This window comes from Melittangium boletus DSM 14713 (genome assembly GCF_002305855.1).
Lineage (GTDB): Bacteria > Myxococcota > Myxococcia > Myxococcales > Myxococcaceae > Cystobacter > Cystobacter boletus.
Genome location: NZ_CP022163.1, coordinates 8467364 through 8480345 on the forward strand (window position 1 = coordinate 8467364; position 12982 = coordinate 8480345).

The 12982-nt window shown below is 67.7% G+C and carries 9 protein-coding genes and 1 pseudogene; 3 read left to right on the top strand and 7 right to left on the bottom strand.

What is annotated here, in order from left to right:
* Nucleotides 1–191: 191 nt before the first annotated feature.
* The 6 genes and pseudogenes from MEBOL_RS35070 to MEBOL_RS35095 all read right to left on the bottom strand — a co-directional run bounded on the left by MEBOL_RS35070 (nucleotide 192) and on the right by MEBOL_RS35095 (nucleotide 6719).
* The gene (locus MEBOL_RS35070; RefSeq protein WP_095981492.1) at nucleotides 192–1643 is read right to left on the bottom strand and encodes an Ig-like domain-containing protein; all 1452 of its coding nucleotides are present in this window, start codon (nucleotides 1641–1643) and stop codon (nucleotides 192–194) included.
* Between the two features lie 121 nt (nucleotides 1644–1764).
* Nucleotides 1765–3120, bottom strand: coding sequence for a DUF1254 domain-containing protein (locus MEBOL_RS35075; RefSeq protein WP_095981493.1), 1356 nt, complete (start codon nucleotides 3118–3120; stop codon nucleotides 1765–1767).
* A 111-nt stretch (nucleotides 3121–3231) separates the two neighbouring features.
* Complete coding sequence (locus tag MEBOL_RS35080) at nucleotides 3232–3846, bottom strand: response regulator transcription factor (protein WP_095981494.1); 615 nt, start codon at nucleotides 3844–3846, stop codon at nucleotides 3232–3234.
* Nucleotides 3843–5753: a sensor histidine kinase gene (locus MEBOL_RS35085; protein ID WP_095983196.1), complete on the bottom strand. Its 1911-nt coding sequence runs from the start codon at nucleotides 5751–5753 to the stop codon at nucleotides 3843–3845. The genes MEBOL_RS35080 and MEBOL_RS35085 overlap by 4 nt, the downstream gene beginning before the upstream one ends.
* 39 nt (nucleotides 5754–5792) lie before the next feature.
* A pseudogene (locus MEBOL_RS42415) lies at nucleotides 5793–5999 on the bottom strand (class I SAM-dependent methyltransferase); the annotation flags it as partial.
* Between the two features lie 63 nt (nucleotides 6000–6062).
* On the bottom strand, nucleotides 6063–6719 hold the full coding sequence (locus tag MEBOL_RS35095) for a B3/B4 domain-containing protein (protein ID WP_170115655.1): 657 nt from the start codon (nucleotides 6717–6719) through the stop codon (nucleotides 6063–6065).
* Nucleotides 6720–6978: 259 nt separating this feature from the next.
* Between MEBOL_RS35095 and MEBOL_RS44210 the strand changes: the two genes are divergently transcribed.
* The 3 genes from MEBOL_RS44210 to MEBOL_RS35110 all read left to right on the top strand — a co-directional run bounded on the left by MEBOL_RS44210 (nucleotide 6979) and on the right by MEBOL_RS35110 (nucleotide 10078).
* Nucleotides 6979–9036, top strand: coding sequence for a membrane dipeptidase (locus MEBOL_RS44210; RefSeq protein WP_095981496.1), 2058 nt, complete (start codon nucleotides 6979–6981; stop codon nucleotides 9034–9036).
* A gap of 135 nt (nucleotides 9037–9171) precedes the next feature.
* Entirely contained in the window at nucleotides 9172–9312 is a 141-nt protein-coding gene (locus MEBOL_RS43390; protein ID WP_245920207.1) for a DUF6310 domain-containing protein, read from the top strand.
* Between the two features lies 1 nt (nucleotide 9313).
* On the top strand, nucleotides 9314–10078 hold the full coding sequence (locus tag MEBOL_RS35110; RefSeq protein ID WP_095981498.1) for a DUF5953 family protein: 765 nt from the start codon (nucleotides 9314–9316) through the stop codon (nucleotides 10076–10078).
* 127 nt (nucleotides 10079–10205) lie between these two features.
* Here MEBOL_RS35110 and MEBOL_RS35115 read toward each other — a convergent pair whose 3' ends face one another.
* Nucleotides 10206–12977 (bottom strand): AbfB domain-containing protein, encoded by a 2772-nt coding sequence (locus MEBOL_RS35115; RefSeq protein ID WP_095981499.1) that lies wholly within the window; start codon nucleotides 12975–12977, stop codon nucleotides 10206–10208.
* Between the last annotated feature and the right edge of the window lie 5 nt (nucleotides 12978–12982).

Below are 12982 nucleotides of genomic sequence, written 5' to 3' on the forward strand. Positions count from 1 at the left end.
GGCCCTGGGTTCATGGTGGGGAAAGACCCAGACGGCCAGCAGCCAGAGGAGGTGCCGAGCCATGTCAGCGCGGCCACCTCTAATCGGAGTGTCAGGTCATGGATATTGGACCGAGTGCTTACACCGCGCGGGCTCAGCCCTGGCCCGGCCGGTCCACGAACCGCATCAGCTCGGATGCTTGTGCTTTCTGGCTACGGCGCAGGCATCCAGGCCAGACCCAAGTTCCTGCTGCTGCCCGAGTTCACGTCCTGGCTATCGCCGCCGTCGGCCAGATTGGCGCTCCGGAGCACTCCATCCAGCCAATCCGCCCAATACAGCCGCCCGGCCGTGACATCGATGGCAATCCCGTGCACTGTGGCGCTCTGGTTGGTCACCAGAGTGGTGGCGTTGGAGCCGTCCAGGTTGGCGACATAGATACTGATGCCGCGGGTCGAGTAGTACACCTTCCCACCGCTCGAGTCGACCGCCAGGCCCACGCCCAGGCCGCCCAGGTTTGAAGCAAGGGTCTCCTGGTTGGTACCATCGAGATTGAATCGTACGATTTTGGTGTTGTTGTAGGTAATGACATACACCTTGCCGCTCGGGACATCGACCGCGAGGGCGGACGGGCTATCGATGCCGCCGACGATCTGCGTTGGATTGCTGCCGTCCAGCTCGGCGCGCATGACCCGTTTCCCGTTGAAATCGGACCAGTACAGCTTGCTGTTCGTCGAATCGACTGCCAGCCCGGAGGGGTAGCCTCCGTTCGGCACGATATCGACCGGGTTCGCCCCATCACTGTCCACTTGAACGATTGCGCTGCCGCGGGAGTAGAAGATGGTACGGGTTACCGGATCGGTGGCGACGGAAGATGCCCCGCTGATGCCGGTCTTGAGCTCAATCGCATTCGTGCCGTTCACGTCAACCCTCCACAGCGAGCCGGCGTCAGTCATCCAGTAGAGGCTCGCGAGACCGGTGACGTCGACCGCGAAGGTGGTGGAGGTGGTGGCGGAGCCGTCACTCACCGAGAGGGTGATGGTGGTGGAGCCGCTGGCGCTGGCGGTGGGAACGACGTCGAGGGTGCGGCTGGAGCCGGAGCCGCCGAGGACGAGATGGCTGGGGTCGTTGGGCACCAGGCCGGTATTGGAGGAAGTGGCGGTGACCGTGAGGCGGTCGGCGGCGGTCTCCACGTCGCCCACGGTGAAGGCCAGGTCGCCGGTCGAGCCGCCAGCGGTGATGCTTTGGTTGGCCACCGAGGAGAGGGTGGGCGTGTCGTTCACTGGCGTGATGGTGATGGTCACCGTGGCCTGGGCGCTTTGGCCCTCGCGGTTGGTGGCGCGGAAGGTGAGGGCATCTTCGCCATTGTAGTCGGCGCTGGGAGTGTAGGTGACGAGGCCATTGGCGCTGATCTCATTCAGAGTGCCGTGGTCCGGCGCGTCGACGATACTGAAAGTGAGTGCCCCGTTGCCGCTGGCCGGCAGGTGCACCTCGAGGGGCGTGTCTTCCGCCGTCTCGAGGGTGCCGTTTTGAGCCACCGGCGGTCCGTTGGTCGGCGGTGCGCTGTCGTTACAAGCGGTGAGGGTGCTGACAGCCAGTCCAAACACCAGTCCGGCGCGCAATACGGTGGCCGGCGCTGCGAGCCACCTCGAAATCAAATAGGACATGAACTCTCCTCGTGGTACGCCCGACATGGGCGATGGAAACGCGGAACGCCAGGTTCTCCGACGGCGCGGCAGATGGCTCCAGCCTACCGGGAATCACGAGCTCGCGTCCGGTTGTCGAGGGTCACGTCGCTCGCGAGATCGCGGGCGGGTGCCAATCTGCATTGAGCGCCTCCTGCTTCGGCGAGTACAGCCGCAGGGTGAGGTTGAACGCGCCCTGCTGTGGTGCCGGCAGCCAGTTTGACCACCTCGGATCGGCCTCGTCCATGGAGCGCTGAACGTACACCGTCACGTAGCCATCGGACTCGGCCAGGTTGTTTCGCGTGCCCAGCGAGAAGCGGTTGATGGCGTTCGGGACCTGGAATCCCTGCTCGTCGTACAGCGTCACGGACCAGAAGGCGTTCACCGGTGGCAGGCTGTTGGCCTCGAAGCGCAGCGTGTAACGCATGGCGCTGTCCAGCACGGTGCTCGTGGAATCCACGTAGGCGACCGGGTAGATCGCGTCCTCCGGGAGATTGGCGCCCAGTCCGATCAGGGCAATGATCGCGCGGCGGAGGTAGCTCGTCCCGTAGGTCCCCATCAGCTCGTTCGCGTATGTCCAGCCATTCGTCAGCGGCGTGATGGAAGTCTGCTTCTCCTTCATCCGGGCGAGGGCGTCGGGGGCCGCTTTCCTGAAGGCGTCCTGCACCGCCGCCGGGGCTGCGTTCAGGTCGAACGGCTGGCCCACCACGAAGCCTGCCCGCGCCAGACGCGCGAGGATGGGGTAGTCATTGAAGTGCGCTGGATTCTGGCGCATCAGGTCCGCGCCATAGGCGAAGAACGCCTCGGGCGTCATCTTCTCTACGATCACCAACGGCTCTTCGCGGCTGATGTCATCGGTGTCTGACCCGACGGGCGGCGGCGGCGGCTGCCCGGCCTCGTAGGCGGAGTAAGGGATGACCTGCAGGCCATTCTGGAACGCGTGCACGCTGGCGTAGTCCGATTCACCGTTGCACTGCGTTCGTCCGATGATCCAGACATAGGGCGTCGACGCGTCGATCCGTTGCAGGTTCAAGGCCGGGTTGATCGTCCCGCTCCACCCCGGGCCGACGATGACGAACTCCTGGGCCGCGGTCCCCGTCGTGCGAGGGCCGGGGCAGGCGAAGACGTCCGTCCACATGTCGAGCATGGGCAAGAGGTAGTAGCACCCATCGGACGCGGGGACCTTGATGACCATGGGCTCGCGCACGAGATCGAGCCACGCACTCGAATAGAGCGTGTCGAAGTTGGGTCGCACCACGGTGCGGTCTTCCGGCCCCGGGAAGCACGGGTTATTCATGAACACGTTGGCCGGGCTTCGCCAGGTGGGGATGTCGATCTCCTTGACGTTCGTCATCTGCCGGCGCGTCACGTCCATCAACACGATGGGATAGAGATAGGTATATCCCTCGCAGCCGATCTCGTATGCGGTCTCGAAGTCCAAATCAGCGCTCGTCGCCATAGGCTCCTTTTCTTCGAGCGCGGATCGCTCGAAGTTCCATTCCTCACGAGCCAGGAACCTATCAGCGTGTCAGGTCATGGATATTGGACCGAGTGCTTACACAGCGCGGGCTCAGCCCTGGCCCAGCCGGTCCACGAACCGCACCAGCTCCGCCACCGAGTCCACGTCCAGCTTCTGGATGACGCGGGCGCGGTGCACCTTGATGGTCTTCTCGGTGGTGCCCAGCCGCTGGGCGACCTCCTTGTTGGTCAGCCCCTGGGCCACCAGCGCGCAGACCTCGCGCTCGCGGGGAGTGAGGACGGCATGACGGGCATGCAGCGCGGCTGTCTCGGCGCGGCCAGCGCGGGCCTCCGCGTCCTTGCGCAAGGCCTCGGAGATGGCTCCCAGCAGTTGTTGCTCATCAAAGGGCTTCAGGAGGAAGTCCACGGCGCCGGCCTTCATGGCCCTGACGCTGGCCGGCACATCCCCGTGGCCGGAGATGAAGATGACAGGCAGGTGGCAGCCCCTGGACTCCATGGCCTGTTGCAGCTCCAGCCCGTTCAGCCCCGGCATCCGCAGGTCCAGCACGGCGCAGCCCGGCGTGTCCCCGGACAGCTGCGCGAGGAACTCGGAGGGCGAGGCGAAGGGCTTCGTGGCATAGCCGACGGCCCGCAGCAGCCGCCCCAGTCCCCGCAGCACGGACTCATCGTCGTCCACGAGGAAGATGGTTGCGGGGGCTTGTGTCATGGCGAGGACTCCGTGCGCGCCGCGGGAAGCACGCACCGTAACAGAGCCCCCTGTCCCGGAAGGCTCTCGGCTCGCAAGCGGCCGCCGTGCGCCTCGACGATGGAGCGGCTGATGGACAGCCCCATGCCCAGCCCGTGCTCCTTGGTGGAGTAGAAGGGCTCGAAGATGAGGGCCAGCCGCGACGGCTCGATCCCTCCTCCCGAGTCCTGCACGCTCAGCTCCACCTGCCCCGGGCCTGGCGAGGCGGTGTGGACCCGCAGCTGGCGCTGGCCCGCGGGGACATCGGCCATGGCATCCATGGCGTTGATGAGCAGGTTGAGCACCACCTGTTGGAGCTGGATTCCGTCCCCCTGGACGGCGGGCAGCGACGGGGCCAGCGCCAGCCGCAGGGTCGTGCCGCGCAAGTGCATGTCGTTGGCCAGCAGGCGCGCCACCTCGCACACCAGGTCATTGAGCGAGTGGAGCTCCTGCCGGGGCTCCCCCCGCTTGAGCAGCGCGCGCATGCGATGAATGACTTCGCCCGCGCGCTTGTCGTCGGAGATGATGTCCCCGAGGGCCTCGCGCACCTCGTCCAGCTGCGCGGGGGTGGCGTTCAGCAGGCGGCGTGCGGCCTGGGCGTTGCTGAGGATGGCGGCCAGGGGCTGGTTGAGCTCATGAGCCAGTGAGGCGGCCAGCTCGCCCAGGGCGGCCACCCGGCTCACGTGGGCCAGCTGATCCAGGGTCCGACGCGCCTCCATCTCCGCGAGCTTCTCCAAGCGTTGGCGCTCGAGGAGCTCGGCCTGGGCACGCATGCGGCGGCGGCGCTCCACCACGAGCCCCCCGGCCACCAGCGCCTGCAGGCCGCTGATCGTCAGGGCTCCCAGAACCCACCAGCGGTAGCGCTCCCAGAGCGTGGGCTCGTCGAAGGCGAGCCGCACTCCGGGAGGCACCCGATCGCGGGGGATGCCCCAGCGCCGCAGCGCGCGGGCATCGACCGTCAGCGTGTCCACGGGTGCCGGCTTCAGGGGCGCGAGGAATTCCTCCTGCTCTCCGCGCAACACGCGGGAGGTGAGCACGCCCAGCTGTTGGCCCACGGCCTCGTAGCTGACGAGCGCTCCGCCGACGAACCCCAGACCCAGGACGGTGTCGTGGAGGGCGAAGCAGGGCCGGTTGCTGGCGGAGAGCAACATGCGCGCGATCTCGCGCCCCACGAAGGGTTTCCCGCTGGGATCGGTCATGAAGGTGAAGGTGAGGACCGTGGTGTCCTCCGGCAGGGTCCTCGCGCGCTCGAGCAGCTCGGCCAGCGGCAGGTTGCTCAGGTCGATGAACTCCAGCCCCCGCCGCGCCAGCAGCGGTTGCAGCTCTCGCACCATCTGCTCCTGCTGAGCGCGCTCCCAGGGACTGGAGCCGTTGACGAGCGCCAGCCTCCGTGTGCCGGGCAGCAGCCGCAGGGCCAGCTCCGCGGTGGCCCGCATGTCATAATGCAGCCAGAGGCCCGCCACCCGCTCCGGGCGAGGCTGCTGCTCCCAGAGCCGCTCGTCCTCGGAGAGGACGATCATCGGGATATCCGGCCACAGCTCCCGGCGCAGCTGCAGGGCCAACTGGATGGCGTCGGAGCGGAAGGCGATAAGGGCATCCGGCCGACGCTCCCGGTACTTGGCCAGATACCAGGTGTGCAGGGCGTGTGTGTAGGCAGACCCGCGGGCCCAACCTAGATCCAGGCTCTCGACATCCAGGGTGATCGGGCCGTCCTGGGCCTCCCACAAGGAGGAGCGGAGACTGGCGACGAGCGTCGCCATGGCGGGCAGTGCCGTATCCTCGGGAATGAGCAGGAGCACGGACTTTCCAGCCGGACGCGCCTCCTGGGCCACCGCCTGGGGGGGCCGCAGCGATAGGAGGCAGAAGACAAAGACCATGCGCCAGGACATGGTGGACACTTTGAACCGCATGACACGAGGGGGAGGACCTCAATCCACGGGGAGCCACGCACTGACCAGGTGTTCTATCCAGTTGTGCAGGGCCAGTCCGTCCGCGCGATGCGCGAAGTAGCGCACGCCGACGAAGGGATTGCGGTAGGCGAAGGTGTCCAGACCCGCCCCGAGGAGGACGTACTGCCTGACACCCGCGGCCACGGCCCGCGCGAGCGTATCCTCCGCGTAGCGGCTGCGCTCTTGCTGGGTTGGCCTTGATTCATGGTTGTCTCCGGCGAAGGGCGCGACGAGAAGGAGTTCTCCGCGTTAGAGGGGCAGGGCGATGCTCGTGGCCTGCTTGGGATCGAGCAGCCCGGTGCGGATCGTCCCGCCGCAGTACTGCTGGATCTTCTGGCCGATGAGCTGGGTGAGTCCCACGAGGTCCTCGGTCCGCACCAGGGCGGAGGGTGCCTCCACGAACAGGGCGATGTCGCGCGAGGCCGTCTCCACCTTGGCCGCATCGCAGTCGCGGAAGTTCCACCGGCGCGTGAGCACCTTGGCGTCGTCCGCGTACACCACCTCGCCCGCGTCGGTGTGCTCCTCCTCGCTCGCGCCGATGGCCCGGAAGGGCTCGCTGCCCGGCGACAGCCGCAGCACGACGTCTCCCTGGACGCCCCGGAGGTCATACCCGCCCACCGGCAGCAGGTAGAACAGCTCCGCCAGCAGGTAGGCATTGACGGCCTTGCTGATCCACGGCACCTGCGAGCCCTTGACGACGCGGCGCAGCAGCGCCTCGGCGCTGGGCTTGAACTTCTTCGGGTTGACCTTGAAGGCCTGATAGGCCTCGCGCCAGGCGCGGATGCGCGCGTCCTCGCCCAGCTTCTCCTCGTCCGGCACGCGGGCGCGGAAGTCCGCCTCGGCCGCGCGCAGCTCCGCGGCCAATCCCTCGCTGTCGCCCGTGTTGTCCATTCCCTGGATCGTCACGAAACTGATCCGCAAATCCGGGAAGCGCTGCGTCATCTCTTCGGAAACTCGCAAATGCATCAGGGTCCCTCGCGCTCGAAGCGCCGCTCGTACCACCATTCGCGGCAAGCCCGTGTCGGCTTTCGCCTCCCCCCGGCTTGTTTCCCATCCTGATTCAGAGGAAAAGCGCTCGGGACTCGTCACGGGAGGGTGTCCGTCCCGTGATACCGTGGTGAATCCAACGAGAGGACCGACAGACACGGCCTCGGAGTCACCACACATGACGAGCATGCTTCGCTTCACCCTGCTGGGGTGGATGCTGTGTACCGCTTCCTCGGCGATCGCCGCTCCCTATTGGGGCACGTTCCAGAAGGATCGCTGCACGGACTCGGGCCGGCGCCAGTACTCGGCTCAGCTGCTGAACGTGCCGCGCAACACCTCGTGGGAGAGCGCGTGCCAGGCCACCGGCGCCACCGTCGCGGGCTACGCCTTCCTGCACCCCACCCGCTGCACGAACAAGGGCACCGCCGGCATGTGGGGCGAGTTCGAGGTGGTCGACACCACCTGCACCCCCGTGACGGAGTGCAGCGCCCCCCCGCCGGCGGGCACCTTCTCGAAGCCTGGCAACAACGGCGCGGTGAGCTGCGATGCCTTCTGCGCCAACCGGGACGCCAACTGGGGCCAGCGCGGCGCGTGCGTGAAGGGGCAGGTGACGAGCGGCCCGCATGCGGGCACCTGCGTGTCCTGCGACGACGTGGCCGCTGACCAGGGCGACACCGCCGTCACCTGCTACTGCAAGGCACCCGCGAAGGGCTTCGCGGATCTGCACTCGCACCAGTTCGCCAACCTCGCCTTCGGGGGGAAGGCCTTTTTCGGCAAGGCGTACGGCCCTCTGTCCACCGCGCTGCCCTGGTGCGACAGCGTCCATGGGCCTGGAGGGACACGAGACTCCTTCGGCAGCATCATGGCGACCCTGGGCTATGGCTCGGGCGGAGTGGGCCACCTGGTGGGCGGCTCCCCGCAGTTCGACGGCTGGCCTCGCTGGAACAGCTACACGCACCAGTCCATGTATGAGGACTGGCTCTCCCGTGCCGTGCAGGGCGGCCTGCGGCTGATGGTGATGCTGGCCGTCAACAACCAGGACCTGCTCGGCTTCCCCATCTACGCGGAGAAGGCGCCGGGCCGCACGGGCGAGGACATGGAGGCGGTGGACCTGCAGATCGCCGAGGCCTACAACATGCAGAGCTACATTGACTCGAAGGCCGGCGGCGCGGGGTTGGGTTGGTACCGCATCGTGAAGTCGCCCGCGGAGGCTCGAGCCGTCATCGCTCAGGGCAAGCTCGCGGTGGTGCTGGGCGCGGAGGTGGACTACCTCTTCGACTGTCGCCGCGACGGCGCGTGCACCGCCGCCTATGTGGAGGCGCGGTTGGACCACTACCAGGCGCTGGGCCTGCGTCACCTGTACCCCGTCCACTTCAAGCAGAACGCCTTCGGAGGCCCGGCGCTCACCAACCTCATCACCCAGGGGGACTCGCGCGACTGCTCCCAGGAGGGCTACGAGTACAAGCGGGACATCACCAAGGCCCCCATCTGCGGCGCGCAGGGGCTCACGAGCCTGGGCCGCACGCTGGTGCGCGGGATGATGCGCCGGAAGATGCTGATCGACATCGATCACATGTCGAAACGGGCCTTCGACGACACCCTGGCGATGGTGGAGCCCTACGGCTACCCGGTGGTGAGCGGCCACACCACGCTGTTCGAGACAGCCCGCGGCGGCAAGCGCCACGAGGGCAGCCTCAAGGCCGAGCAGCTCCAGCGCATCCGCGATGTGGGAGGCATGGTGTCGCTCATCGTGGAGCAGGGCTCGCGAGACGAGGTGCCCACCTGGCGCGGCACGGGCCAGCCGGTGGTGGAGCACCAGTGCGGCAACACCTCGCAGAGCTGGGCGCAGGCGTATCTCTATCTCACGCAGCAGCTGAGCGGGATGCCGGTGGGCTTCGGCACGGACTTCAACGGCCTGGCCGGCCTGCCGAGCCCGCGCTTCGGCGGCGAGGCCTGCCACGGCGGCAGCTCCGCCCAGCAGGTGGCCCGCACGCGCTACCCGCTGAGCATCGCGGTGGAGAACAGCCCCACGAAGCTGGAGCGCAGTGTGGTGGGCGGCAAGGTCTTCGACATCAACGAGGACGGACTGGCCCACGTCGGCCTGCTCCCGGACTTCATCGCGGACTTGCACCGCCAGGGTCTCCGTAGCCAGGACCTGGATCCGCTGATGAACTCGGCCGAGGGCTACCTCCAGGTGTGGGAGCGCGCCGAGGCCCGCGGCGCCAGCGTGCCGTAGGCTTGACCGCCGCGTTGGCGCTCGCCCTGGCCTGAGCTGCGCCCTTGGCACGCTCGTTCGTGGCTGTTGGGGCGCACCGTCATACTCCGAACGGACTCGCCAGGACTCATTAGGTCAATTGTGCTCGAGGATCAGGTGCCGGAGCTACGGCATGAGCGCGTCCTCGCTCTGGCCCGCGGATTTGACTTCAATGTCGGTGTGCGCAGTGCAACGCATAAAGCTGCCCTGCTCAAGCAAGACCCCACCCTCAAAGTTGTCATCATGGATTGGTGCTGAAATGCCTGCAACGCAAGAAAACGACATTGCTATTATCGTCTACGCGCCTGCGCTCGTAGGCGCCGACAGCCGCCCTTTGGCTGTTGTTGATGGAATGGAACGCGCGTTCCCTGGTTTACGCCTGGAGTGGACGATTTCTCGCGAGGGGAAGCTGGTCCGGCTACCGCCGCGCGAGTCATGGATCGCCCAAGGGAGGTCGACCGGAAGGGGGTTTCGGCTCATTTGCAATGGCGACGAGCGCTACCGGGTAACGGTGTCTGGATGGGAAAGCCCCGCGGGCACCTCGCCGGGTGGTCAGGCACAGTTTGAAGTCCATGCGGCCCTGCCGCTCAACGCAACCGGCATCGCAGTGGCAGCGGACATGCTAGAAGCTGTTGCGGAGGGCGCTCGCGCGTTCTGGGGGCGCGTGGATCCGGATGGGATAGCCGTGACAGTCTCGGAGCAGTTTCGCCATTCGGGGGAGGAGCCGCATGTCCCGCCTAAAGGGCTGCCCTCGCTCAAACTCCCATGGGAACTCCCCGCGCCTGAGATTCCGCATTACCTGGGGTGGCTGAACTACTGGTCGGCAGCCGCCGCACGGGCCATCGGCTTTCCGGACCCGGCCCGCGACTCGGAGCTGCTTTCGCGCTCGCGGCGTACAGCGACGGGCGGGTGGGTCGTGCAGCTCACGGACGCGCCGCTCGACCTGGACAACCCTGCCCACCTTGACGCGCTCAAACGGGCCTACGAGCGCTTCCCGGAGATCGGCGGGCGCGTAGCCCCTTGAACATTGTTCGCGGCGTCACAGGCCCGAGCCGTGAGGGTGTGAGTGCCCTTGGATGAAGCACGAGGGCCCGGCCGGGGAGCGCGTCTGGCTCCCCGGCCGGGCCCGGGTGTCACATGACGTCAGCCGCTCAGGGGGCCCACGGCGCCGCGACATTCCAGGTCGCGTCCGCGTTGAAGCCGCCGGCCGAGTCCCAGTTGAGCCCGAACCCCGACGCCAGCCACACCTCGGCGGCGTAGTGGCGCAGGTACTTGCCGGGGAAGTTGTAGGACTCGAACGAGACGCCACCGCCATTGAGGCCCGGCCGGGCACAGAAGGTGGCGTCCTGGTCGAAGAGCGTCGAGCCGTCGCGGACGTCCTTGCGCACGCGGCTGTTGGAGTGGCGCAGGTACTGGCCCGGGTAGTTGCGCGACTCGAAGGAGTAGCAGCTGGACTCGGACAGGCCGGGCACGAGCTTGAAGGTCGCGTCCTGCTTGAGCACCACCGTGCTGCCGCCATCCACCACCTCGGTGAAGCCGAGGCTGTCGAGGTGGCGCAGGTAGCGGTTGGTGTAGCCCGCCGTCGTCACCTGGAGGGACTGGTACGTGCCCTGGGGCGCGTTGGCCTCGCTGCGCCACCAGGGCGAGGCGATGCCCCACGTCGCGTCCTGGCGGAAGCCCGGGGTGTTCTCCAGCGCGTCCACCCAAGCCTCGCTGTTGCGGTGGCGCAGGTAGAAGCCGGGCTTGTTCTTGGACTCGAAGGACACGCCCGTGGCGGAGCCGTCCAGCGCCGCGCGGGCGCAGAAGGTGGCGTCCTGGTCGAACTGCGCCGAGCCGTCGCGCGGGTCGCGGCGGATGCGGCTGTTGAAGTGGCGCAGGTAGCTGCCGGGGAAGTTGCGCGGCTCGAAGGAGTAGCAGGCGGAGTCCGCCAGGCCGGGGACGATCCGGAAGGTGGTGTCCTGCTTGAGCGTGGCGTTGGCGGAGCCGTCCACGGCCTCGGTGACGCCCAGGCTCTCGATGTGGCGCAGGTAGCGGTGGGTGTAGCCGGGCGACATCACCTGCAGCGAGCGGTGTGCGCCCGAGCCGAGCAGGCCCTGGCTGTTGAGCGCCTTGGACGCGGCGATGAGGTTCAGGTGGGCCGTGCGCACCTGGGCGGCGTCCACCTTGAGGATGGCGCGGTCATAGGTGAAGAAGCCGTTGAGCTCGCCCTCCACGTCGGTGATCTCCGTGTAGACGGAGGCGTTGAGGCCCGGCCGGTTCATCAGCGTCTGCAGGCCGTGCACGAGCCCCACGTAGCGGCTGGTGAGCGTGGCGCTGTCGGGCATCATCTCGTAGACGAAGACCTGCCCGTTGGGGCTCCACCAGTGGCCGTCGATCTTCAGGCCCAGACCGCCGAACTCGCCCAGCACCGCGGCGCGCGTGGCCGAGGCGGGCGGGGAGCCCGGACCCACGTAGACGTGCCAGTCCGCGAAGTCGCCGTTGCCACCGTCCACGGCGCCGCAGCAGTTGATGCCGCTCATGTTGTCCACGAGCCGGCTCGGATCCCAGCCCTTGGCCAGCGAGGCCAGCCGCGCCTGGTCATACTGGCCCCAGCCCTCGTTCTGGATGACCCAGGCGATGACGGAGGGAGAGTTGCGGTGCTCGTCGATCATCTCGCGCATCTCCAGCTCGAACTGGGTGCGCGCGGCGGTGGTGGGCGTCCTGCCCGAGTCCATGCACGGCATGTCCTGCCACACGAGGATGCCGAGCTTGTCGGCCCAGTAGAACCAGCGCTGGGGCTCGACCTTGATGTGCTTGCGGATGAGGTTGAAGCCCAGGTCCTTGTGCTTCTGGATGTCGAACTTGAGCGCCGCGTCCGTGGGCGCGGTGTAGACGCCATCCGGCCAGTAGCCCTGGTCCAGCGTGCCCACCTGGAAGACGAACTGGCCGTTGAGCACCGGGCGCAGCACGCCGCCCACCAGCTTGAGCCCCACCGAGCGCATGCCGAAGTAGCTCGTCACTTGGTCCACCACCGTGGCGCCGCTCTTGAGCGACACGCGCAGGTCGTAGAGGAAGGGGCTGTCGGGGCTCCACAGCTTGGCGTTGGGCACCGGGAGGCGGATCTCCGAGCCCACGGCGCCGGTGACGCTGGCCACCTGGGTGGCGCCATCGAAGGCCACCGCCTCCACCGTCTGGCCCGCCACGCCGGCGCCCTGCACCGTGAGGCGAAGCGCGCCGCCGGCCACGTCCGGCGTCATGTCCAGCCGGGTGATGCGCGCCGCGGGGGTGGGCTCCAGCCACACCGTCTGCCAGATGCCCGAGGCGGGCGTGTACTCGATGCCCTGGGGGTTGTTGGTCTGCTTGCCCACGGCCTGGCCGCTCGCGTCCGTCGCGTCATACACACCGACGATGATCTCGTTGGTGCCACCATTGAGGTTGCCGGTGATGTCGAAGCTGAACGCGTCGTAGCCGCCCTGGTGCGTGCCCACGAGCTGCCGGTTGACGTAGACGCTCGCCTCCCAGTCCACGGCGCCGAAGTGGAGCTGCACCCGGCGGCCGCTCCACGTGGAGGGCACGGTGAAGGTGCGGCGGTACCACATGCGCTCCTGGTGGCGCTTGATGCCGGACAGGCCCGACTCGATGGGGAAGGGGACGAGCACGCTCTCGGCGAGGTTCTGCCCGAAGGGCGGCGTCTGGCCCGCGGTGGCGTTGCCGAACTGCCACTCGCCATTGAGGTTGAGCCAGTCGGTGCGCACCATCTGCGGCCGGGGATACTCCGGCAGCGCATTCGTGGGCGACACCTGCGAGGTCCATTGGGTGGACAGGGGCGGGGCCTTGAGCGTCCAGGCCGCCTGTGCGCCTTGGAGCGACAACAGGCCACAGAACAGGGACAGCAGCCGCGAGACGGCACTGCCCCTCCGTGTGAAGCCAGGGAGTCGGGTCATGGGGG